The organism is Arthrobacter sp. MA-N2 (assembly GCF_000517125.1).
Taxonomy (GTDB): domain Bacteria; phylum Actinomycetota; class Actinomycetes; order Actinomycetales; family Micrococcaceae; genus Arthrobacter; species Arthrobacter methylotrophus.
This window is the reverse complement of the sequence record NZ_KI912155.1, coordinates 1,897,141-1,918,110: the sequence shown is the minus strand read 5'-3', so window position 1 is coordinate 1,918,110 and position 20,970 is coordinate 1,897,141. Positions and strand designations below refer to the sequence as shown.

At 64.5% G+C, this 20,970-nt stretch carries 21 protein-coding genes and 2 riboswitches; of the genes, 7 read left to right on the top strand and 14 right to left on the bottom strand.

All coding sequences use genetic code 11. The annotated features are described in order from the left end of the window. Positions 1–61 precede the first annotated feature (61 nt). The 3 genes from A3M3_RS0109730 to A3M3_RS0109720 all read right to left on the bottom strand — a co-directional run bounded on the left by A3M3_RS0109730 (position 62) and on the right by A3M3_RS0109720 (position 1,395). Positions 62–265, bottom strand: a complete 204-nt coding sequence (locus A3M3_RS0109730; RefSeq protein WP_028266154.1) for a cold-shock protein — start codon at positions 263–265, stop codon at positions 62–64. Between the two features lie 139 nt (positions 266–404). Next, positions 405–1,010, bottom strand: coding sequence for a LytR C-terminal domain-containing protein (locus A3M3_RS0109725; protein ID WP_028266153.1), 606 nt, complete (start codon positions 1,008–1,010; stop codon positions 405–407). Positions 1,011–1,059: 49 nt separating this feature from the next. Then, on the bottom strand, positions 1,060–1,395 hold the full coding sequence (locus tag A3M3_RS0109720; protein WP_028266152.1) for a DUF3263 domain-containing protein: 336 nt from the start codon (positions 1,393–1,395) through the stop codon (positions 1,060–1,062). Between the two features lie 150 nt (positions 1,396–1,545). Between A3M3_RS0109720 and A3M3_RS0109715 the strand changes: the two genes are divergently transcribed. Together A3M3_RS0109715 and A3M3_RS0109710 are read left to right on the top strand one after the other, a co-directional pair. Further along, positions 1,546–2,316, top strand: coding sequence for a uracil-DNA glycosylase (locus A3M3_RS0109715; RefSeq protein ID WP_028266151.1), 771 nt, complete (start codon positions 1,546–1,548; stop codon positions 2,314–2,316). Between the two features lie 15 nt (positions 2,317–2,331). Continuing rightward, positions 2,332–3,171, top strand: a complete 840-nt coding sequence (locus A3M3_RS0109710) for a siderophore-interacting protein (protein WP_028266150.1) — start codon at positions 2,332–2,334, stop codon at positions 3,169–3,171. Positions 3,172–3,198: 27 nt separating this feature from the next. Here the strand turns inward: A3M3_RS0109710 and A3M3_RS0109705 are convergent, their stop codons facing one another. The 8 genes from A3M3_RS0109705 to A3M3_RS0109665 all read right to left on the bottom strand — a co-directional run bounded on the left by A3M3_RS0109705 (position 3,199) and on the right by A3M3_RS0109665 (position 14,568). After that, positions 3,199–4,677: a threonine/serine ThrE exporter family protein gene (locus A3M3_RS0109705; protein ID WP_028266149.1), complete on the bottom strand. Its 1,479-nt coding sequence runs from the start codon at positions 4,675–4,677 to the stop codon at positions 3,199–3,201. A 78-nt stretch (positions 4,678–4,755) separates the two neighbouring features. After that, the gene (locus A3M3_RS0109700; protein WP_028266148.1) at positions 4,756–5,829 is read right to left on the bottom strand and encodes a lipid II:glycine glycyltransferase FemX; all 1,074 of its coding nucleotides are present in this window, start codon (positions 5,827–5,829) and stop codon (positions 4,756–4,758) included. Positions 5,830–6,224: 395 nt separating this feature from the next. Then, entirely contained in the window at positions 6,225–7,655 is a 1,431-nt protein-coding gene (locus A3M3_RS0109690; RefSeq protein ID WP_028266146.1) for an L-serine ammonia-lyase, read from the bottom strand. A gap of 100 nt (positions 7,656–7,755) precedes the next feature. Beyond that, positions 7,756–9,093, bottom strand: a complete 1,338-nt coding sequence (glyA, locus tag A3M3_RS0109685; protein ID WP_051423088.1) for a serine hydroxymethyltransferase — start codon at positions 9,091–9,093, stop codon at positions 7,756–7,758. After that, complete coding sequence (gcvH, locus tag A3M3_RS0109680; protein WP_028266144.1) at positions 9,090–9,476, bottom strand: glycine cleavage system protein GcvH; 387 nt, start codon at positions 9,474–9,476, stop codon at positions 9,090–9,092. Before gcvH ends, glyA begins: the two co-directional genes overlap by 4 nt. Before the next feature lie 67 nt (positions 9,477–9,543). Beyond that, positions 9,544–10,677, bottom strand: coding sequence for a glycine cleavage system aminomethyltransferase GcvT (gene gcvT, locus A3M3_RS0109675; RefSeq protein WP_028266143.1), 1,134 nt, complete (start codon positions 10,675–10,677; stop codon positions 9,544–9,546). A 10-nt stretch (positions 10,678–10,687) separates the two neighbouring features. Next, a complete protein-coding gene (gene gcvP / locus A3M3_RS0109670) occupies positions 10,688–13,546 on the bottom strand; it encodes an aminomethyl-transferring glycine dehydrogenase (RefSeq protein ID WP_028266142.1) in 2,859 nt (952 codons plus the stop codon). Positions 13,547–13,597: 51 nt separating this feature from the next. Beyond that, positions 13,598–13,731: riboswitch (glycine riboswitch) on the bottom strand. A 1-nt stretch (position 13,732) separates the two neighbouring features. Continuing rightward, a riboswitch (glycine riboswitch) is annotated at positions 13,733–13,830 on the bottom strand. 189 nt (positions 13,831–14,019) lie between these two features. Continuing rightward, positions 14,020–14,568 (bottom strand): TetR/AcrR family transcriptional regulator, encoded by a 549-nt coding sequence (locus A3M3_RS0109665; protein ID WP_028266141.1) that lies wholly within the window; start codon positions 14,566–14,568, stop codon positions 14,020–14,022. 69 nt (positions 14,569–14,637) lie between these two features. Here A3M3_RS0109665 and A3M3_RS0109660 point away from each other — a divergent pair, with 69 nt between their 5' ends. Continuing rightward, the gene (locus A3M3_RS0109660) at positions 14,638–16,179 is read left to right on the top strand and encodes an MFS transporter (RefSeq protein WP_028266140.1); all 1,542 of its coding nucleotides are present in this window, start codon (positions 14,638–14,640) and stop codon (positions 16,177–16,179) included. Positions 16,180–16,195: 16 nt separating this feature from the next. Here the strand turns inward: A3M3_RS0109660 and A3M3_RS0109655 are convergent, their stop codons facing one another. The 3 genes from A3M3_RS0109655 to A3M3_RS0109645 form a co-directional block, all read right to left on the bottom strand. Beyond that, entirely contained in the window at positions 16,196–16,597 is a 402-nt protein-coding gene (locus A3M3_RS0109655; RefSeq protein WP_028266139.1) for a VOC family protein, read from the bottom strand. Between the two features lie 10 nt (positions 16,598–16,607). Beyond that, positions 16,608–17,066 (bottom strand): helix-turn-helix transcriptional regulator, encoded by a 459-nt coding sequence (locus A3M3_RS0109650; protein WP_028266138.1) that lies wholly within the window; start codon positions 17,064–17,066, stop codon positions 16,608–16,610. Between the two features lie 102 nt (positions 17,067–17,168). Beyond that, positions 17,169–17,918, bottom strand: coding sequence for an ABC transporter permease (locus tag A3M3_RS0109645; RefSeq protein WP_028266137.1), 750 nt, complete (start codon positions 17,916–17,918; stop codon positions 17,169–17,171). Between the two features lie 77 nt (positions 17,919–17,995). Here A3M3_RS0109645 and A3M3_RS0109640 point away from each other — a divergent pair, with 77 nt between their 5' ends. The 4 genes from A3M3_RS0109640 to A3M3_RS0109625 are packed head-to-tail and all read left to right on the top strand — an operon-like array spanning position 17,996 to position 20,918. Continuing rightward, positions 17,996–18,346 carry an ArsR/SmtB family transcription factor gene (locus A3M3_RS0109640; protein WP_028266136.1) on the top strand — a complete coding sequence of 117 codons (351 nt, stop codon included), beginning with the start codon at positions 17,996–17,998 and terminating at the stop codon, positions 18,344–18,346. Then, positions 18,343–19,044, top strand: a complete 702-nt coding sequence (locus A3M3_RS0109635; RefSeq protein ID WP_028266135.1) for an aquaporin — start codon at positions 18,343–18,345, stop codon at positions 19,042–19,044. Before A3M3_RS0109640 ends, A3M3_RS0109635 begins: the two co-directional genes overlap by 4 nt. Beyond that, positions 19,041–19,463, top strand: a complete 423-nt coding sequence (locus tag A3M3_RS0109630) for an arsenate reductase ArsC (RefSeq protein ID WP_028266134.1) — start codon at positions 19,041–19,043, stop codon at positions 19,461–19,463. The genes A3M3_RS0109635 and A3M3_RS0109630 overlap by 4 nt, the downstream gene beginning before the upstream one ends. A 57-nt stretch (positions 19,464–19,520) precedes the next feature. Continuing rightward, on the top strand, positions 19,521–20,918 hold the full coding sequence (locus A3M3_RS0109625) for an FAD-dependent oxidoreductase (RefSeq protein ID WP_028266133.1): 1,398 nt from the start codon (positions 19,521–19,523) through the stop codon (positions 20,916–20,918). The last annotated feature ends 52 nt before the right edge of the window (positions 20,919–20,970 follow it).

The window sequence follows — 20,970 nt, the reverse complement described above, 5'->3', positions numbered from 1 at the left end:
GAAATGACTCGGGACCGGCGCCCTCCAATGGGCCAGGACAGCCTTGTTGCCGCAATACCCACTAGATAAGCCGCACGCTTTCTGCCTGGGGGCCCTTCTGGCCCTCGCCGAGTTCGAAGTCGACCCGTTGTCCTTCTTCGAGCGCACGGAAGCCATCCATCTGGATAGCGGACCAATGCACAAAGACGTCGTCACCGGACTCATCCACAGTGATGAATCCGTAGCCCTTTTCGGCATTGAACCATTTGACGGTTCCCAAAGCCATGATCCCCACACTTTCAACTAGCAGTGGCCGGCTTCCGGGATCTCCGGGCCAGCTCACAACTACTGTAACCACAGTCACGTTGCAGAAGCGCAACCCTGGGTATGGGTGGCCGCAATGTTATTGAGGCGTAACCGAGTTGCTACTTGTAGCCTGGGCCCAGGATGACGACCACGGGCTGTTGGAATTCGGCGCTGTCCACGAGGTTTGCGATGCCCAGCAGTTTGCCGAGCGCCTCGGCGTTGCCTTTCTGAGCCGGCCCTTTGTAGAAGACCGAAGAGGTCTGCTGGGGCATGCCGCCCCAGTTTGCGATCGTAGACAACGGCCAGCCCCCGCCTTGCACCACCCCGGCAACCCGAGCGGCCAGGCCCCCCGTGGTGGTTCCGTTGTAGACCGCGACGGCGGCGGTCTTGTCCAACGGCGCGGTCGTGGGCGTCGGAGCACTGGACGGGGTGTCGCTGGGGCTCGGCTGACTGGATGCCGGTGCCGGGCTGCTGACGGGAGCCGTCGCCGCGGCGCTCGGTTGAGGGACGACCGCGGTGACAACTGCTTGCGGCGTGGTCGTCGAAGTGAATCCGAGCTTTGGAAGGATCAGGAAAGCGACGAGGCCTACGGCCAGCGCAATACCGCCCAGAAGCAGGACCGGCCACAGTGCCGGGCGGGACGCGGAGGCGACGAGCCGGTGGACACCCTGGCGAGATGAGCTCTGCGGGACGCGGTCGAATTCATCCCGGGCAAATTTGGTCATGGTGAAGCCTTGTCCTTGCTGCTTGCTTGCTGGGGGATCAGCGGGTGCCTTACGCGTCAGAACCGAGACGGCGCGCTGTGCGGGCCCTCTGACGTGACATACGTAGTCTACGCAATCTCTTGACCAGCATAGGATCGTGTGCCAGAGCTTCCTCGGTATCGATGAGGGCGTTGAGGAGCTGGTAGTAATGGGTGGCAGAAAGATCGAAGAGCTCCCTGACGGCCTGCTCCTTGGCTCCGGCGTACTTCCACCATTGCCTTTCCAAAGCGAGCATCTGCTGCTCACGCTCGCCTAGCGGCGAGTCACTTCGGAGCCCGGTGGACAGGTCTTCCAGCACCAATCCAGTTGCTTCGGACGCCATGGGTTCCCGTGCGGGTTCTGCCACGACACACTCCTTCGACGCATTGACTGAAAAATGTCCCCTGCCAATGGTAACGGGCGAATAACACCGATGTCGTTTGCCCCGCCGCCTTCCCGGAGGACGACTTTCCGGCCGAGTCGCTTTCCCCTGGAGCTCCAAGACAGCGACAATGGCTTGGTGTCAGGCGAAGAAGCGTTGTTTGAACTTGAAGCAGAGGATCACTCCCCCGATTTCGGATCACTCCCGGGAAAAGCCCTGGAAGATTTGATGGCCCCGGACTGGGCTGAAGCGCTGTCCGGCGTCGAAAACGAATTGCGTTCGGTGCTGAGCTTCGTGGCGGGCGAGGCCGCCCGAGGAACCCACGTGCTGCCTGCGGCGTCGAACATCCTCCGCGCCTTCCGGCTGCCGCTGGCCGACGTCAAGGTGTTGATCCTGGGCCAGGACCCCTACCCGACGCCGGGACACGCCGTCGGGCTCTCGTTCGCGGTAGCGGGGCACGTCCGGCCCATCCCGCGAAGCCTCGCGAACATCTACCGGGAAATGGAGTCCGATCTCGGCCTGCCGCCACGGGTCCACGGCGATCTTTCAGCCTGGACCGGCCAGGGAGTACTCCTGCTGAACAGGGTCCTGAGCGTTGCTGCCGGTGCGGCCGGATCGCACCGGGGCAAAGGTTGGGAGGCGATTACGACGGCGGCAGTCGCCGCCGTCGCCCGGCGCCGCACAACTGCCGGGCAACAGAGTCCGCTCGTCGCGATCTTGTGGGGCAAGGACGCCGAAGCGGTGCAACCGCTGCTTGACGGCGCCCCCGCGATCACCTCCGCGCATCCCAGCCCCTTGTCGGCATCCCGGGGCTTCTTCGGATCACGCCCGTTCAGCCGAGCCAACGCGTTGCTTCGCAAGCAAGGCGCAGATCCCGTCATCTGGGAACTTCCACCGTTGCCCTAGCTTAGGCTTGCCTACATGACATCTTTGCCCGCGACGTCGTCTGCTTCCCGCAATACCCGCCCCCAAGTGAACCTGACTGTGCTGCGCACGGAACAGCTCTCGCCCCACATGGTGCGCATCATTGCAGGTGGACCCGGTTTTGCCGGTTACGCGAACAACGCCTTCGTGGACCGTTACGTGAAGATCGTGTTCCCGCAGCCGGGCGTCGACTATGAGCTGCCATTAGATCTTTGGGCCATCCGCGAGACCATGCCGCGCGATCAGTGGCCCTACACGCGCACCTACACCATCCGCTGGGTGGACGAGGCTGCCCAGGAACTGGCCATCGACTTTGTGGTCCACGGCGGTGAGGGCCTTGCGGGACCCTGGGCCATGGCGGCCCGGCCCGGTGACGCGATGGTCTTCACAGGGCCGGGCGGCGCCTACAACCCGGCGCCCGACGCCGATTGGTACCTTTTTGCGGGCGACGACGCCGCGCTGCCGGCCATCGCGGCGTCGATCGAATCCCTGCCGCCCACCGCGACGGGCCTCGCTTTCCTGGAGGTCGACAGCGAGGCTGACATCCTCGACATCTCCGCGCCCGACGGCCTCGAGTTGCGCTGGCTCCTGCGCTCGGGAGTCCCGGCCGGGTCAAGCCACATCCTGCTCGATGCCTTGGGTGAAGCCGAGTGGCTGCCGGGCCGGGTGGATGTTTTTGCACACGGTGAACGCGGCTACATGAAGGGCTTACGGGATATCTTCTTCAAGCAGCGCGGGCTGGAGCGTTCCCAAGTGTCGCTCTCCGGATACTGGGCCCAAGGACGGGTCGAGGACGATTTCCAAGCCGAGAAAAAACTGCCGATCGGGCAGATCTAGCGGCCCTTACCGGCGTCGAACGCGGCCCTAGCGTCGGCGAACGCGGCGGCGCTCGTTGCTGGCCAGCCCCTTGGTCATTGGCCGGGCGAGGTTGTCGCCCAACACAATTCCCGCTGCCACACCCAGCACGATTGCTCCCGCGTTGAGCATGCCACCCGAGCCCAGCAAGACGTCCGCTTCCTGCACCGTCAACACATACATGGAACGGAATATCTTCAGGCCAGGCAACAGGATGAGTGCTGCAGGGACTGCCACCACGAGTTGCGGAGCTCCAAGCCTGAGCGCCACCATCCGGGCCAGCAGGCCGATGACCACCGCCGAAATCGCAGGCGAGAGACGATCCCCCAGACCGAGGTTGGCAGCCCCCCACAAGATGAAGTAGCCCACCAAACCGACTGCCGCCGTCGGGAGCAGAAGTTTGAGCAGTGTCTGCTCGGTGATGCCGATGGCAATCACTGCGACGGCGATCAAGATCGCTTGCCCCCACAATGGATACGCCTCGGGGAATGTTTGCGTGACGTCGATCGGGACACTGCCGGACAGATCACCGACAACCACCGCCACAGCGATCCCCGCAACGATCGCACCGAAGGTGAGAATGGTGGACAGGAATCGCCCGGCCGCTGTGACCGGGAATCCGTTGATGGCGTCCTGCACCGAAGAGACGAGCCGTCCCGTTGGCAACAAGAGGAGAATGCCGCCCGCGACCACGATCGAGGGCGGGATGTCCGCCCCGGCCCAGCGCAGCATGAGCGCAATGAACGTCACCAGGAAGGCACAGGCCGCTGTCACGAAGAAGTCCGGCGTGCGCCATTTGCCCAATTGCCTGGCGACAAGGTTGACGAGCATGTTGGAGACGAAAGCCAAGGCAGACGCTCCAAGGCCCCCACCCAGTACCCCGACGAAAACAGCGGAGAAGACGCCGAACGCCATGGTGACCATCCACCGGGGGAAGGGCTTGCTTCTTCGAATGATGTCATCCAGTCGGCGCACGGCCTCCGCCCTGCCCACTCCTCCGGCCACGATGTCCGTCACGAGCTGGTGGACTTCGGCCAAACCGGCGTAGTTGTTGGTCCAGGAGCGGACCACCCGGAGCAGGGTGATCGGAGTCTGGTCCTTGGGCGCATAGTTGATCTGTACCGACTGGTTGGTGATGTCGACTTCGATGTTCTTCAAACCGAGTGCGGCAGTGACCGCAATGATGCTGGTCTCGACTTCCAATGCACCGGCCCCGTAACGGAACATCGATTCGGCCATGTGCAACGCGAAGTCAATGGTCTTGCGGGCCGAAGCATCAACCCCGCCCACATGAATGGTGGGGTTGGCGTAGGGACTGCCGGCAAGTCGGTCCACAATGCTCAAGGGGGCCGTGGGCGGGTTCTCGCCCTGCACGAGCCTGCGAAGCATGCGTTTGGCGTTGACGTTCTGGCGCACCTGGGATGGCTTGAGCGGCTGCGTCTTGGGCAAGCCGTCCGTGCTGGGCCTGTTGTCGGGGCGGTCAGTCACGCAGGTATTCCTCCAAAGAGCGGGATTCCTCCAAGTATGGTGTTTTTCACATGCAGCAACCGGATCGGCGCGGCGATTCTAGTAGAACTGCTGGCCCGTCCGGCGGGTGTAGATCTGCCGGGCGATGCGTTCCCCAGCTGCGGTCCAGAGCTTGTATTTCAGGGGACTGATGACCTGGTCATAGCAGCCCACGAAGTCCGTGACCGTCTTGCTGAAGCTGGTCTTGAACAGACCGAGGCCGTGGAACGGGTGCGTGGTGTCCTTGAGCCGGTCCGCTGGCGGAGTGCCGCAGAAATCGTACTCAGTGCAGCCCAGCTCCTTGACTTGGTTGATGGCCGTCCACTGGACCAAGTGCGAATCGCCGTACTGTGAGCGCTTCTGCAGCGATCCGCCGTCCTTGTACGTGCCCTTTCGGCCGTAGTTGATCACGAAGGCCCCCACCGAAGGAACACCATTTTCGAAGACAAACAGGAGCCGGCCCTGGCCGCGGTCCATGAAATTGGTCCAGAACTGGCGGTAGTACCCGAATTCGCGGACCCGTACTTGGGACTTCGCCTCGACGGTGTTGGTCATGAGGGCATACATGGAACGGAAGTTCTCTTCCGAGGGTTCCATGGTGTGGACCTCGACGCCTTCGCGGATGGCCCTCCGGACGGCGTTGCGGCCGCGGGAATGGAGGTTACGCAGAAGCTGGTTCTCCTCCGGAGAAATGTCCAACAAGGCGGTGGAGTCGTTCGGCTGCAGGTTGGGAGTCTTGACCACTCCGGTGTCCTCGATCGCGTCCCGGGATTCCGGGCTGAGGACGATGTCCGGTTCGATCTTCACGGCGAAAACTCCGAGCTTGTCCCGCTTCACGAATTCCGCATTGGCCCTGATGATCCCCGGGATATCCTCGACGCCGGCAACGTCCGGGCCCTTGATCAGGTACCAGAGCTTGCCGAGCAGCGGAAAGGACTTCTCCAGGACCAGGTTGTAGCTGCTGTAATCCTGGGTTTCATAAACGAGGTGCAGGGGCTTCCAGCCGAAGTGCTGCTTGACGTCTGCGAACGCCTCGGATTGGAGGAGGTTGCCCCCGTTGGGATTGGCCGTGACGTGTTTGTCCCAGTGTTCGATTTCTTCGGCGGTGGCAAAGCGTGCGGTAAATTCTCGCAAGGGGGCCGTGTCCAATCAGTTGCGTACTTGAGGCAGCAGGCACCGGTGTGCGGCGCAGGCGTTTCAGCCTCAAGTCTATCGGCCTCCCAAGATAGCTACGGCCTGATCCGCCCAGGGCCCCGGAACCCTCCGGTTCACAGCCAGGGCAAAGGTTCCCCAAAGTCCACAACTATTCCGGCGGCGGAGAGTGGTTATAACCCGCTGAACAAGGAGGACCCGATGATCGTCTACCGCCCCATTCCACCGCTCTTCGCAAGCCGCAACAACAGCTTGTGGTCGGTATTCGCAGCCATGGCATCGGCAGCATTGCTGGGCCCGGCTTGGCCGTCCGGTGCCCGGCGCGCCAAACATAGTGCGCGACGCGCCGAACATCAAGAGGCCGGCGGGCTACTCCCCTAGCATTCGACGACGTTGACGGCAAGGCCGCCCATGGCGGTTTCCTTGTATTTGGAGGACATGTCCTTGCCCGTTTCGCGCATGGTCACGATGACCTCGTCCAGGGACACACGGTGGGTGCCGTCACCCCAGAGCGCCATCTTCGCGGCGTTGATGGCCTTCGCCGCGGCGATCGCGTTTCGTTCGATACAAGGGATCTGCACGAGCCCGCCGATCGGATCGCAGGTCAGGCCCAGATTGTGTTCCATCGCGATCTCGGCCGCGTTCTCTACTTGTCCCGGGGAACCGCCCATGACTTCGGCCAAGCCCGCGGCGGCCATCGAGGACGCCGAGCCGACCTCGCCTTGGCAGCCCACTTCGGCGCCGGAGATCGAGGCTTGCTCCTTGTAGAGCACCCCGACGGCGCCCGCGGCGAGCAGGAACTTCACCACGACGTCGTCGCGGTCCTGCTGCGTGGCTTTGTCCATGCCGGGGGCGAAGTGCAGGGCGTAGTACAGCACTGCGGGGATGATCCCGGCGGCACCGTTCGTGGGGGCGGTGACCACGCGGCCGCCCGAGGCGTTTTCCTCGTTCACGGCCAAGGCGATCAGGTTCACCCATTCCTGCCAGTACTTCGGGTCCCGATAGTCGGGGTCCTGGTCCTTGGTTTCCTTCAGGAGCCGTTCGTGCCAGTCAGGAGCCCGACGGCGAACCTTGAGTCCGCCGGGCAGCACCCCTTCGCGCTTCAGCGACGTTTCAACGCAGGCCACCATGACGGAGTAGATGTGCAGCAGTCCTTCGCGGATGTCCTCTTCGCTCCGGGAGGCGCGTTCGTTGATGAACATGATTTCCGAAATGCCGAGTCCCTTGGAGGAGCACCGGCCCATGAGTTCGGCGGCGGTGCGGAAGGGCAGCGGGAGTTCCTTCTTGGACTCCTCCAGTTCCTTCTGGGCTGCGTCTTCCTCGCCCTCGCGGACAATGAACCCACCGCCCACGGAGAAGAACGTTGCTTCGTGCAGCACTTCGCCGTCGGCGTCGGAAACGGAAAACTTCATTCCGTTCGTATGCCGGGGCAGGACGGTGAGGGGGTGGAGGATCATGTCCGCCTCCCCATACGGCAGGGCCACCCCGGATTCTGGATCGACTGCGCCGCCAAGGTTCAGGGTCCCGGTTTCGGCGATCGAGGCGAGGCGTTCCTCCACTTCCTCGGGCAGGATCTGCTCCGGATGGAAACCCTCCAGCCCCAACAGCACTGCAGTCATCGTGCCGTGGCCGCGGCCCGTGGCGGCCAGGGAACCGTACAGATCAACGCGCAGGGAAGCGACCCGCTCCAAGGCACCGGAATCCTTGAGTTCGCCCGCGAAGACCGCGGCAGCACGCATCGGCCCCACGGTATGCGAACTCGAAGGACCAATCCCGATAGAGAAAAGATCGAAGACGCCAACAGCCATGTTGGTTCCTAACTAGATAAGTGGGGGCGGGTGAAGTGCAAAAGCCCGAAGGCCGTTGGATCCGGCAGGCTCGCCGGATCCAACGGGCCAAAGGAGAACCTCAGCTAAGGTTCGCAACACCCGGGTAGAGCGGGTGCGCGGCGGCGAGGGCCTCCACGCGGTGACGCAAACCGGAAAGGTCGGCATCGGCGTCGGCGATCAGTGCCTCGGCAATGATGTCCGCAACCTCGCGGAACGCCGCTTCACCGAAGCCGCGCGTGGCCAGCGCCGGGGTGCCGATCCGCAGACCGGACGTCACCATCGGCGGACGCGGGTCGAACGGAACCGCGTTGCGGTTGACGGTGATATCGATCGCGGCGAGGCGGTCTTCGGCCTGCTGACCGTCGAGTTCGCAGTTGCGCAGGTCCACGAGCACCAGGTGCACGTCCGTGCCGCCGGAAATCACGGAAATCCCCTTCGCAGTGACGTCGGGCTGGACCAGGCGCTCGGCCAGGATCCGGGCACCAGCCAGAACACGCTCCTGGCGTTCCTTGAACTCCGGCGAGGCGGCGATCTTGAAGGCCACTGCCTTGCCGGCAATCACGTGCTCCAACGGACCACCCTGCTGGCCGGGGAAGACCGCGGAGTTGATCTTCTTGGCGATGTCGGCGTCGTTGGAGAGGATGATGCCGCCGCGCGGACCGGCGAGGGTCTTGTGCGTCGTCGACGTCGTGACGTGTGCGTGCGGGACCGGGGACGGGTGCAGACCAGCGGCGACGAGGCCGGCGAAGTGCGCCATGTCCACCATCAGGTAGGCGCCCACGAGGTCCGCGATCCGGCGGAACTCGGCGAAATCCAGCTGACGCGCATATGCCGACCAGCCAGCGACGATCAGCGCCGGCTTGTGCTCCAGCGCCAGTCGCTCCACTTCGGCCATGTCGATCCGGTGGTCCTCTTCGCGGACCTGGTACGGGACGACGTTGTACAAGCGGCCGGAGAAGTTGATCCGCATGCCGTGGGTAAGGTGTCCACCGTGTGCCAGGTTCAGGCCCATGATGGTGTCGCCCGGCTTGATGAGCGCGTGCATGACCGAAGCGTTCGCCTGGGCACCGGAGTGCGGCTGCACGTTCGCGTACTCGGCACCAAACAGCGCCTTCACACGGTCGATTGCGAGCTGCTCGATGACGTCCACGTGCTCGCAGCCACCGTAGTAGCGCTTGCCCGGGTAGCCTTCGGCATACTTGTTGGTCAGGACCGAACCCTGCGCCTGCATGACGGCCACGGCGGTGTGGTTCTCCGAGGCGATCATTTCAAGGCCTGAACGTTGACGGTTCAGTTCGTCGTCGATCTTCGCCGCGATCTCCGGATCCAGCTCGGACAACAGCGCGTCAAGGCTTGGCGAAACAACTTGCTCGAACACGGCGTTCTCGGTGCCGGCGGCTCCGGTTACGGCGCTCACAGCTCGCCACCGTTCTTCGCAGCGTATTCCTCCGCCGAAAGCAGCGGACCGTCGGACTCGGCGGCCACCTTGAAGAGCCAACCCGCACCGTACGGATCGTTATTGATCAGCGCGGGATCGTCGACGACGGCGGAGTTCACTTCCGTGATCTCGCCCGTCACCGGGGAGTACAGGTCCGAGACGGACTTCGTGGACTCAACCTCGCCGCAGGTCTCGCCAGCGGTCACAGCAGCGCCGACCTCGGGCAAGTCAACGTACACGATGTCGCCGAGGGCATCAGTGGCCACGGCGGAGATACCGACAGAGACAAGATTCGATCCGGCGTCGCGGGCAACCCACTCGTGCTCATCGGAGTACTGCAGTTCAGGTGCAACTTTTGCCATGTGTTTTTTCCTTTACGTTGTGAAGCTCTGGGTCTAAATCAAGCGTGATCGGCCTGGCGGCTTGGGGCTACTTGGCCCGCTTGTAGAACGGCAATGCCACGACTTCGAAGGGTTCTGCCTTGCCGCGGAGGTCAACGTCAACCGGCGTGCCGAGTTCGGCGTGTTCGACGTCGACATATGCCAGTGCCACGGGGTAGCCGAGGGTGGGGCTGGGCTGGCCTGAGGTGACTTCGCCGACCACCACGCCGTCCTTGAGTACCGGGTAGTGGCTGCGACCGGCGCGTCGGCCCAGGCCCTTAAGGCCAACCAGCTTGCGGCCGCTCGTGGAACCTGCCCCCTGAGCCTTCAAAGCTTCCAGGGCGGCACGGCCCACGAAGTCGCTTTCCTTGGCGAGCGAGACTACTGGACCCAGTCCCGCTGCGAAGGGGTTGCCTTCGCGGGAGAGCTCGTTGCCGTAGAGCGGCATGCCGGCTTCGAGGCGCAGCGAGTCACGCGAAGCCAGGCCTGCGGGGATCAGCTCGCCGTCCTCGGCGACGGCTGCGATGGCCTGCCACAGAGCCGCGGCGGCGTCGTTGTCCACGAAGATTTCGAAGCCGTCCTCGCCCGTGTAGCCGGTGCGGGCAAGCAGCAGTTCCGTAGTGTTCCCGGCAAAGGTGAACGGCACCTCGACGGCGGCGTAGTACTTGAGCTCGGTGACGAGGGAGTGTTGTTCGGCCGGCACCAAGCGGAGGAGGATCCCTTCCGCTTTGGGGCCCTGGACGGCGATCAGCGAGGTTGCCGCGGAGGCGTCCTCGACGACGACGTCGAAGTTGGTGGCCCGTTCGGCGAGGGCTGCGGCAACCACAGGGGCGTTCCCGGCGTTCGGAACCACCAGGAACTTAGTCTCCCCGCGGCGGTAGGTGATGAGGTCGTCGATGATGCCGCCGTCTTCCTGGCAGATCAGCGAGTACTTGGCCTTGCCCACTGACATGGCGGAGATCTTGCCCACCAAGGCGTAGTCCAGGAACGCGGCGGCTTCGGGGCCCGTGACCCAGACTTCGCCCATGTGGGACAGGTCGAACAACCCGGCGGACTGGCGGACGGCGTGGTGCTCTGCCAGCTCGGAGGAGTACTTCAGGGGCATTTGCCAGCCACCGAAATCGGTGAAGGAAGCGCCGAGCTTCTTGTGCTCTTCGTAGAGCGCAGTGTAGTTCTCAGTCATCACGAAATCCTTAGTCTTCAAACTCGGAAAGGGGAGGGCAGGAGCAGATCAGGTGACGGTCGCCTGCGGCGCCGTCAATGCGGCCCACGGGCGGGAAATACTTGTCCTGCTTGAGGTGGTGGACCGGGAACACGGCCTGCTCACGCGAGTATTCGCGGTTCCAGTCAGAGCTCACGACGGCGGCCGCGGTGTGCGGCGCGTGGCGCAGCGGGCTGTTTTCCACCGTGAAGTCCCCATGGGCAACCTGGTCGATTTCCTTACGGATGGCAATCATGGCCTCGATGAAGCGGTCGATCTCGCCGAGGTCCTCGGACTCGGTGGGCTCCACCATGAGGGTGCCTGCCACCGGGAACGCCAGGGTGGGGGCATGGAAACCGTAATCGATGAGGCGCTTGGCCACGTCTTCCGCGGTGACCCCGGTCTTGGCCGTCAGTTCACGCAGGTCCAGGATGCACTCGTGGGCCACGAGTCCGCCTTCACCCGTGTAGAGAACGGGGAAGTACTCGTTGAGGCGCGAGGCGATGTAGTTCGCGGCAAGCAGCGCGGACTTGGTGGCCTCAGTGAGGCCTTCGCCGCCCATGAGCTTCACGTACGCCCAAGAGATCGGCAGGACACCGGCCGAACCGAAGCGGGAAGCCGAGATCGGGACGCCGTTGCCCTCGGCCCAAACCGCTGCGTTACCGGGCATGAACGGCGCCAGGTGTGCCTTGGCCGCGACCGGGCCAACGCCCGGTCCGCCGCCGCCGTGGGGGATGCAGAACGTCTTGTGCAGGTTCAGGTGGGATACGTCGCCGCCGAACTTGCCGGGCTGGGCCAGGCCCACCAGGGCGTTCAGGTTGGCGCCGTCGATGTACACCTGGCCGCCGGCCGCGTGCACGGAGTCGCAGACCTCGCGCACGTCGGCGTCGTACACGCCGTGGGTGGACGGGTAGGTGATCATGATGGCCGAGAGGACATCCTTGTGGGCCTCGATCTTGGCCTGCAGGTCCGCATGGTCGATCGTGCCGTCAGCAGCGGTTGCCACCACCACCACCTTCATGCCGGCCAGCACTGCGGAAGCCGCGTTGGTGCCGTGGGCCGAGGCCGGGATGAGGCAGACGTTGCGCTGGTCATCGCCGCGGGAGCGGTGGTAGCCGCGAATCGCCAGAAGGCCCGCGAGTTCGCCTTGGGAACCGGCGTTGGGCTGGATGGAGACTTGGTCGTAGCCGGTGATCTCGGTCAGCTGGGACTCGAGGTCGGCGATCAGCTCACGCCAGCCTTCGGTCTGGGAGTCCGGAGCAAACGGGTGGATCGAGGCGAACTCCGGCCAGGAGATGGCTTCCATCTCGGCAGTGGCGTTCAGCTTCATGGTGCACGAACCCAACGGGATCATGGTGCGGTCCAGAGCGAGGTCGCGGTCCGAGAGCTTGCGGATGTAGCGCAGCAGCTGGGTTTCGGAGCGGTGGGTGTTGAACACCGGGTGCTGCAGGTACTCGGAAGTACGTTCGACGGCGGCCTCGAGGGCGAAACCCTGGCTTTCACCGGACACAGTGGCACCAAACGCGGCGACAACGTCGGCGACAACCGCGGTCGTTGTGGTTTCATCAACGGAGACGCCGACCGTGTCGGCGTCGATACCGCGCAGGTTGATCCCCTTCGCTTCGGCAGAAGCGACGATCTCGGCAGCCTTGCCCGGGACCCGGACCGTGACGGTGTCGAAGAAGCTGCCGTGCAAAACCTCAAGGCCGGCGGCCTTCAAGGACGCGGCCAAGGTCCGAGCGTGGTTGTGGGCGGTTTCGGCGATCGCCTTCAGGCCGTCCGGGCCGTGGTAAACGGCGTACATCGAGGAGACGATGGCCAACAGAGCCTGCGCGGTGCAGATGTTGGACGTGGCCTTCTCGCGGCGGATGTGCTGCTCGCGGGTCTGCAGCGCCAGGCGGTAGGCGGGAGTCCCGGCGTCGTCCTTGGAAACTCCCACCAAGCGGCCCGGCATCGAGCGCTCGAGGCCCTTCTGGACGGCCATGTAGGCGGCGTGGGGGCCACCGAAGAACAGCGGAACGCCGAAGCGCTGCGTGGAGCCGACGGCGATGTCGGCGCCCTGCTCGCCCGGAGGCGTGATCAGGGTCAGGGCCAGAAGGTCCGCGGCAACGGTGACGAGTGCGCCGCGTTCCTTGGCGGCGGCGATCACGGCGGAGTGATCGAACACGCGGCCGGAAACGCCCGGCTGCTGGAGGACGATACCGTTGATGTCGCCGTCGGGCAGGCCTTGGGACAGATCGGCGATCTCGACCTCGAAGCCCAGCGCCTCGGCGCGGCCCTTGACGATGGCGATGGTCTGCGGGAGGCAGTCGGCGTCGAGGACGGTCTTGCCGCCTCCACTGCCTGCGGCCGCACTCTTGTTCTTGTTGGCGCGGCGCATCATCAGGACGGCTTCGGCAACGGCCGTGGCTTCATCGAGCAGGGAGGCGTTGGCGATGGGCAGGCCCACGAGGTCCTGGACCATGGTCTGGAAGTTCAGCAGCGCTTCGAGGCGGCCCTGGGAAATCTCCGGCTGGTAGGGCGTGTAAGCGGTGTACCACGCTGGGGATTCGAGGACGTTCCGGCGGATCACCGGCGGAGTGACGGTGTCGTAGTAGCCCTGGCCGATCATCTGCACGGCCGTCTTGTTCTTAGCCGCCAGCTTGCGCAGTTCAGCGAGGACTTCGACCTCGCTGAGGGCGGCCTGGAGCGTCAACGCAACGTCCTGGCGGATGTCGTTGGGAACCGCGGTGTCAACGAGCGAATCGACACTGTGGTATCCAACAGACTTGAGCATGACGTCAATGTCGGCCTGGCGCCGGGCGCCGATATGCCGGTCAACGAATGTGGTGGAGGTTGAACTAACCGTCACGAAGGAACTCCATTACTAAGGCGGCGTGGGTACGCCACAGCTAATCGGGTTCCTCCCCGCTCTGTATTGGACCTGAGAGTTTCCGCAAATACGTGCTTTCGCACTGCTTCGCTTGCACCGTCGGTGAGCACAGCGCCGTCGGGTGTCACGGACACCGGTGGACAGCGTGCTGCTTTCCAGAGTTGCCTTGCCGCGGCGGTGCGTGGGCCTGAGAGATTCCTGGGGAGGATTTGCTCCTACGGCGCCTGCATCACATGCCTGCAGGACTCTCCCGCCGCAGATCAAAGGCGTATTCAGTTGTGTGGGTCTACTGTGGCTGCCGGTGACGGCTGCCACAACTACCAATTGTCCTATGGACTGCCCGTGTCCGCAAATAAAGTCACCGGCGTCGCCCGGCTTTCCCAACTGACTGGCATTTGTTGTCGCTTTGAGGGCTCAAAACGACGTTAATTGCGAGCTAGTTCGGCCGGCGCTTAGTTTCGGAGGCGTTCGACGGCGGCCAGCAGCGCACCGACGTCGGCATTCCTCGCGCTGGCCTTGACTTCCGTATCGCCGGCGCCACCTTCAAGCATCGCGTTGAAGTAGAGCCCATCACCCATATATCGGACTGCCTTGGCCATCTCGGGGCCTACTTCCTCGGCGAGCACATCCAGCCATTGTTGCTGGATCCCGGCGAAGCGCCTGCGGGTTTCTTGATGCGCCACCTCCGCGAGCCGCGTAGCTGCCACAAACACCCGGTCCAGGGGGGTGTCCGCCCAAAGGGAGGACTTGATGAAGAACGCGGCCGCACCTTCGGGAGCTGCTTTCATTGCCTCGATATCCTGGGCCGCCAGCCTGTCCATGCGTTCCAGCAAGGAGCCGATCATGGCTTCCTTGTTGGGGAAATGGTAGAGCAAGCCGCCCTTGGAGACTCCTGCGCGTTTGGCGACCGCGTCCAGGGTGGCAGCCCGTTCCCCCACCTCGATCAACAGTGCTTCAAAGGCATCCAGGACAGCGTCCCGGGCAATAGGTTTTCGCGGCATGGTGTCCATCATCCCTCAGTTGGATACAGTAAATTGAAACTATACCGTCCAGACGGTATAGTAACGTTCATGTTCAGCCCGTCCACAACCCAGCACCCACGCATCGCCTCGACCCAGTCCGCCCCGTGGCGCGATTGGGCTGCCTTGACACTCCTGATGTTCCCCGTGCTGCTGGTGGCTGTGGACAATACCGCGCTCACGTTTGCCCTGCCGGCAATCGCACGGACACTGGAGGTCGGCGGCGTGCAGTTGCTGTGGATCGTCGACGTCTATGCGCTGGTGCTGGCTGCGTTACTCGTGTCCATGGGCAACCTGGGAGACCGGATCGGTCGCCGCCGATTGCTGATGATCGGCAGCACTGGCTTCGCGGCCGTTTCCGCAGCCACCGCCTTCGCACCGTCGGCCGAATGGCTGATCGCTGGACGCGCCGGCATGGGGATCTTCGGGGCCATGCTCATGCCATCCACGCTGTCCCTGATCCGCAACATCTTTCCGGACCCTAACCGCCGCCGTCTTGCCGTCGCGATATGGGCCGCGGGATTCTCCGGCGGAGCAGCGCTCGGGCCTATCTTCGGCGGCTGGCTCGTGGAGCACTTCTGGTGGGGAGCCGTCTTCCTGGTAGCCGTGCCCCTGCTACTGCCCCTGCTCGCCTTCGGCCCCGTCTTCATCCCCGAGTCCAAGGATCACAATCCGGGCAAGCCGGACATCGCCAGCATTGTGCTATCGGTCCTGACCATGGCGCCCGTGGTCTATGGCGTCAAAGAGTTCGCAATGCACGGATTCGGGCCGGGACCTGCGGCCTACATGGCATTCGGCGTGGCCATGGGAATCGGCTTTGTCCGCAGGCAGCGCTCTTTGGCTTCTCCCATGCTGGACGTGAAGCTTTTCCGGAACAAGGTGTTCAGCACGGCGATCACCGCCAACGTCCTGTCCCTGTTCTCCATGACCGGCTTCATCTACTTCTTCGCACAGCATCTGCAGCTCGTCGAAGGCCAGTCCCCCATGCAGGCTGGAATCGCGATGCTTCCGGCGCTGCTGGCCACCATCGTGGCGGGCCTGGCGGTTGTTCCGCTGGTCAAGCGGATCCGTCCGGGAGTGGTCGTGGCGGCCGGACTCACCCTCAGTGCCGCGGGATACCTCGTGGCTGCCGTGGCCAACCACGGCCAGGGGCCCGGGTACCTCCTTACGGCACTCCTCCTGCTCGCCTTGGGGGTTGGCTCGGCGGAGACCATTTCCAATGACCTCATCCTGGGTGCTGTTCCCGCCGACAAGGCCGGAGCGGCATCGGCGATCTCCGAGACAGGATACGAACTCGGCTCGCTACTGGGCACAGCCGTACTCGGCTCCATACTGACGGCGTCCTATCAGCACCACCTGCTGCTTCCCGTCGAATTGTCCGGGCATGCCGCGGAACGTTCCCGGGAGACGCTCGCAGGAGCCATGGACACCGCAGCCGCCCTGCCGCAGCCGCTGGCAGGGACCCTGACCGCCGCCGCGCGGGCCGCCTTTGAATCGGGCGTCCACATCACAGCGGCGATCGGGCTGGTACTGATGGCGGGAGCGGCACTCCTTGCCGCCGTCGTACTTCGCCGCGTGCCGACCGCGCGCTGAGCGGTGTTCGGGTCGCCTACGCCTGCGAGATCCGCACCATGTTGCCCGAAGGATCACGGAAGGCGCAGTCGCGGGGACCCCACGGCTGGTCGATGGGCTCCTGCATGACCTCAGCGCCGGACGCCCGGACCTTTTCAAAGAGGGTATCGACGTCGTCGGAGCGGAAGACGATCGGCCCCAGGACGCCCTTGGTGACAAGCTCCTGGAGGGAATCGCCGTCGGCCTTGGAGCGGCCCGCATGCGGTTCGGAAAGAACGATTTCAACCCCCGGCTGATCCGTGCTGCCGAGCGTCACCCACCGAAAGCCGCCCTGGGCGACGTCGTTGAGCACCTCGAGGCCGAGAGCGTCCCGATAGAAGGTGAGTGCTTCGTCCGGGTCGTTGACAGTGATGTGTGAGTACTGCAGTGAAATAGTCATGGCAATGACGTTAGTCCGCGGCCACGGCGAGCGCTTCTTGAATCCTGCTCGCTTCTTTCCGGGCGGCTTGCTCGTTGCGGCGGGGCCTCGTGCGGATCTTCGCGACGCAAGCGGGCATGGCGGCCACGGCGAGGTGCTCCCGGGAACGGTAGATACTGGGGGTCACTCCCACCAGTTCGGTGAAACGCGAACTGAAGGAGCCAAGTGAGGTACAGCCGACCTCCATGCACGCGTCGGTCACGCTCATTCCGCCGCGGAGGAGCGCCATCGCGCGCTCAATCCGGCGGGTCATGAGGTAGTTGTAGGGAGTCTCCCCATAAGCGGCCCGGAACTGCCGCGAGAAATGTGCCGGCGACATAAAGGCATGGCTCGCCATGGTGGGTACGTCGAGGGGTTTTGCGTACTCGCGGTCGATCAGGTCACGGGCCCGCCGCAAGTCGGTGAGCCTGGCAAGGTCCTCCGGGGTCATGCCACGAGCGTACCTCGGCCCGCTGGGCTTTTCCACGGAGCTTACGGGCCACGGAGCTTGTTGCGCGCGTTAGCTTGCGGCAGATCTGCGTCTCTCCGGCCGCTATTTCAGGGGCGCCGGCCGCACGCGCACGGGAGCGAGAATTCCGATGATCATGATGGCCGTCATGGAACCGGCCGCCATGATCGCCGCGAGCACCACGATCTGGAAGCGTCCCGCTTCGAGCGGAGAGACACCGCCGAAGATGGCACCGACGAACGCCCCCGGCAAGGTGACAAGTCCCGTCGTCTTGGTTTGATCGGTGGAGGGGATGAGCGCCGAATAGACCGTGCGCCGGGCGAGATCGAGTGTTGCCTGGCGTGGAGTCGCACCGAGCGCGAGCCAGCCTTCCACCTCCTCCCAATGCTCGTCCACCGACTCTTTGAAACGCCTGCCGGCAAGGACAGCTATGGTCATTCCGTTGCCGATCACGATCCCGCCGATCGCGAGCGCGTAGCGGGGAGTGAACGCGATGGCCCCCGTAGCGAAAATGACGGCGAGGGTTATTGCGATGCCGGCGGCCATCGAGCCGCTGACGAGGCCCAAGTGGGGCATGCTCCAGCCGATGCGGCGGGTGGCAACCATCGCGGCCACTGCAAACATGACGAGAAGTGCGACGGCGACCCATAGCGGGCTGGAGATCACTCCCCCGAGAATGAAACTGATGGCGGCGAGCTGGACGGCTCCGCGGAGGATAGCCAGGGCAGGTGCGAAGGGGTGCGGGGTCTTGAACGCCAAGAGCAGCGTCAACGTGGCTGCCATCAGGATGCCGACGCCAAGGAAAGTCGGCAGGAATTCGGCGAAACCGGGCATGGAGCCAGCTTAGCGACTGCCGCAAGACACTTGGCCTTGCGGTTAATATCGACAAGTGTAAATATATACAGGTGTCTATGTCTTTGGAGTTAACGCCCGTCCAAGCGGTTGCGTGTTGTTCGCCCCTTTCGAGGGTGCCGTTGTCGGAATCGGAAGCGGACGGGATCGTGCCCCTGCTGAAGGCGTTGGGCGATCCGGTGCGGTTGCGGCTGATGTCCTTGGTAGCGTCGCACGACGGCGGCGAAGCCTGCGTGTGCGACCTCAACGACGCCTTTGAGCTTTCGCAGCCGACCATCAGCCACCACCTGAAGGTCCTGCACGAGGCAGGTCTGCTGGATCGGGAAAAGCGCGGCGTGTGGGTCTACTACCGTGCGCGCACCGATGCATTGGAGAACCTTGCCGCACTCATCGGGGGAAAGAGCTTGTGAGCGTTCTCCAGCGGCGGGCCGTCGCGGAGTTCGTCGGCACCGCCTTTCTGGTCATGGCCGCGGTCGGGTCCGGCGTCATGGCCTCGCGGCTGTCCCCGAACGACGTCGGACTGCAGCTCCTGCAGAGCAGCATCGCCACGGGCGCCGCACTGGTGGCGCTGATCCTGGCCCTGCAGCCGGTCTCGGCATCCTTCAATCCGATAGTCACTCTGGTCGAGCGGGCCTTGGGCATGGTGGATACGCGCACCGCCATGGGAATGATCGCCGCCCAGTTCGCCGGGGGCCTGGCCGGCGCAATACTCGCCAACCTCATGTTCGGCCTCGACGCCGTGGCCCTGTCCTCGCACGAACGCGCCGGAACAGGGCTGTGGCTTGGCGAGATCGTCGCGACCGCAGGACTGCTGTTGATCGTCTTCGGCACGCTTCGCTCCGGCCGGACTGAGCGGGTGGCATTCGCCGTCGGTGGCTACATCACGGCCGCCTACTGGTTCACCAGCTCCACTAGTTTCGCCAACCCCGCTGTGACGGTGGCCCGGACCATCACCGACACCGTCGCCGGCATCGCCCCCGCCTCGGCTCCGGCATTCATCCTTGCCCAGCTGCTGGGCGGCGCCGCCGGGTTCTTCCTGATCCGCGCCCTCTACCCAGCCGTTCCTGCCTTGGCCGCAGACGCGGCTGATCGAAAGGTCCTCTCATGAGCACTGAACCCGCCAAGAAACCGTCCGTCCTCTTCGTCTGCGTGCACAACGCAGGCCGTTCCCAGATGGCCGCAACATTCCTCACCACCCTGGCCCAAGGACGGATCGACGTCCGCTCCGCCGGGTCCCAGCCCGCGGACCAAGTCAACCCTGCCGCCGTCGAAGCCATGGCCGAGCTTGGCATCGACATGTCCGCCGAAATTCCCAAGGTCCTCACCACCGAGGCCGTGAAAGAATCCGACGTCGTCATCACCATGGGCTGCGGCGACGAGTGCCCCTATTTCCCAGGCAAACGCTACGAAGATTGGGTCCTCGAGGACCCTGCCGGCCAGGGAATAGAAGCCGTGCGTCCCATCCGGGACGAGATCAAGTCACGCATTGAGGGCCTGATCGATTCCCTCACCCCCGCCGCCACGTAAGGCCATGACCAGACACCTCCCTTGAGCCGCACAGCTACGGATGAAACAGAGGACATCATGGATTCGACAAAGAAACTTCCCGTTGCCGTGATCGGCGCCGGACCGATAGGCCTGGCCGCCGCGGCCCACCTCTTGGAGCGCGGACTGGAACCGGTGATCTTCGAAGCGGGCCCCACCGCGGGTGCGGCGATCGAGCAGTGGCGCCACATCCGCCTGTTCTCCCCGTGGCGATTCAACCTCGACGCCGCGGCCGTCCGCCTGCTCGAGGCTTCCGGTTGGGAGACCCCGCGCCTGACCGCGCTGCCCTATGGCGGAGAACTCGTCGAGCAGTATCTGGCCCCTTTGGCCGCGCTCCCCGCTCTCGCTTCCCGTCTGCGGACGGGAGCCCGCGTTGTGGCGGTCACCCGCGCGGGCTTGGACAAGACACATGTCCGCGACCGCGACACCACCCCTTTCACCGTCCGGGTCCACCACGGAGGCGGGGAAGTACGGGACCATGCCGTGGCAGCCGTGATCGATGCCTCCGGCACGTGGTCCACCCGCAACCCGCTTGGCACCTCGGGCCTGCCGGCCATCGGCGAGAACGCTGCCGCTGGCCGGATCTCGTCGCCCCTTCCCGATGTCGCCGGACGGGACCGCGCAGCGTTTGCCGGCCGCCGGGTCCTGGTGGTCGGAGCGGGCCACTCTGCGGCGAACACCCTGATCAACCTCACGGACCTGGCCAAGGATGCACCCGGAACCAGGATCCTGTGGGCCATCCGAGGAGCATCGGCGGAAAAGGTCTATGGCGGCGGCGACGCCGATGGCCTGCCCGCCCGCGGGCAGCTCGGATCCCGGCTCCGCCGCCTGGTCAACGCCGGAACCATCGAACTGCACACCGGTTACAACATCGGCGCCCTGAACACCCTCGACACCCACGTGAGCGTTGAGGCCGTCGACGGGCGCAGCGTGGAAGCCGACATCATCGTTCCCTGCACCGGTTTTCGCCCCGAGCTGGAGATCCTGCGCGAACTCCGCCTCAACCTGGACCCCGCCGTCGAGGCCCCCGTTGAGCTGGGCCCGCTGATCGACCCCGAGTTCCACTCCTGTGGCACCGTCCCGCCTCATGGGGCCAAGCTGCTGGCCCACCCGGAGAAAGACTTCTACATCGTGGGCATGAAGTCCTACGGCCGGGCCCCGACCTTCCTGCTGGCCACGGGCTACGAACAAGTCCGTTCCGTCGCCGCAGCCTTGGCCGGTGACCAGGCCGCAGCCGACACCGTCCACCTGGAACTGCCCGAAACCGGAGTCTGCTCCACGGACGGCGGCACCAGCTGCGACATTCCTTCCCCGGGCACGGCAGCATCGGAGGACACCGGCTGCTGCGCAGCACCCGAACCGGTCCTCATCGGCTTCCCCACCGGGCTTTCGCACGGACGCACCGGGCTTTCGCACGGACGCAACGGCGGACTCTGACCCCCACCCGCCGCCGTGCGCTGGGAACGTCCAAACAGGAGGAAGAATCGTA

Coding starts and splice junctions, on each gene's coding strand:
- A3M3_RS0109730 (WP_028266154.1), bottom strand. CDS start 265: ATGGCTTTGGGAACCGTCAAATGGTTCAATGCCGAAAAGGGCTACGGA.
- A3M3_RS0109640 (WP_028266136.1), top strand. CDS start 17,996: ATGTCTTTGGAGTTAACGCCCGTCCAAGCGGTTGCGTGTTGTTCGCCC.
- A3M3_RS0109725 (WP_028266153.1), bottom strand. CDS start 1,010: ATGACCAAATTTGCCCGGGATGAATTCGACCGCGTCCCGCAGAGCTCA.
- A3M3_RS0109655 (WP_028266139.1), bottom strand. CDS start 16,597: ATGACTATTTCACTGCAGTACTCACACATCACTGTCAACGACCCGGAC.
- A3M3_RS0109710 (WP_028266150.1), top strand. CDS start 2,332: ATGACATCTTTGCCCGCGACGTCGTCTGCTTCCCGCAATACCCGCCCC.
- A3M3_RS0109660 (WP_028266140.1), top strand. CDS start 14,638: ATGTTCAGCCCGTCCACAACCCAGCACCCACGCATCGCCTCGACCCAG.
- A3M3_RS0109690 (WP_028266146.1), bottom strand. CDS start 7,655: ATGGCTGTTGGCGTCTTCGATCTTTTCTCTATCGGGATTGGTCCTTCG.
- A3M3_RS0109650 (WP_028266138.1), bottom strand. CDS start 17,066: ATGACCCCGGAGGACCTTGCCAGGCTCACCGACTTGCGGCGGGCCCGT.
- A3M3_RS0109630 (WP_028266134.1), top strand. CDS start 19,041: ATGAGCACTGAACCCGCCAAGAAACCGTCCGTCCTCTTCGTCTGCGTG.
- gcvT (WP_028266143.1), bottom strand. CDS start 10,677: ATGACTGAGAACTACACTGCGCTCTACGAAGAGCACAAGAAGCTCGGC.
- A3M3_RS0109645 (WP_028266137.1), bottom strand. CDS start 17,918: ATGCCCGGTTTCGCCGAATTCCTGCCGACTTTCCTTGGCGTCGGCATC.
- A3M3_RS0109625 (WP_028266133.1), top strand. CDS start 19,521: ATGGATTCGACAAAGAAACTTCCCGTTGCCGTGATCGGCGCCGGACCG.
- gcvH (WP_028266144.1), bottom strand. CDS start 9,476: ATGGCAAAAGTTGCACCTGAACTGCAGTACTCCGATGAGCACGAGTGG.
- A3M3_RS0109665 (WP_028266141.1), bottom strand. CDS start 14,568: ATGCCGCGAAAACCTATTGCCCGGGACGCTGTCCTGGATGCCTTTGAA.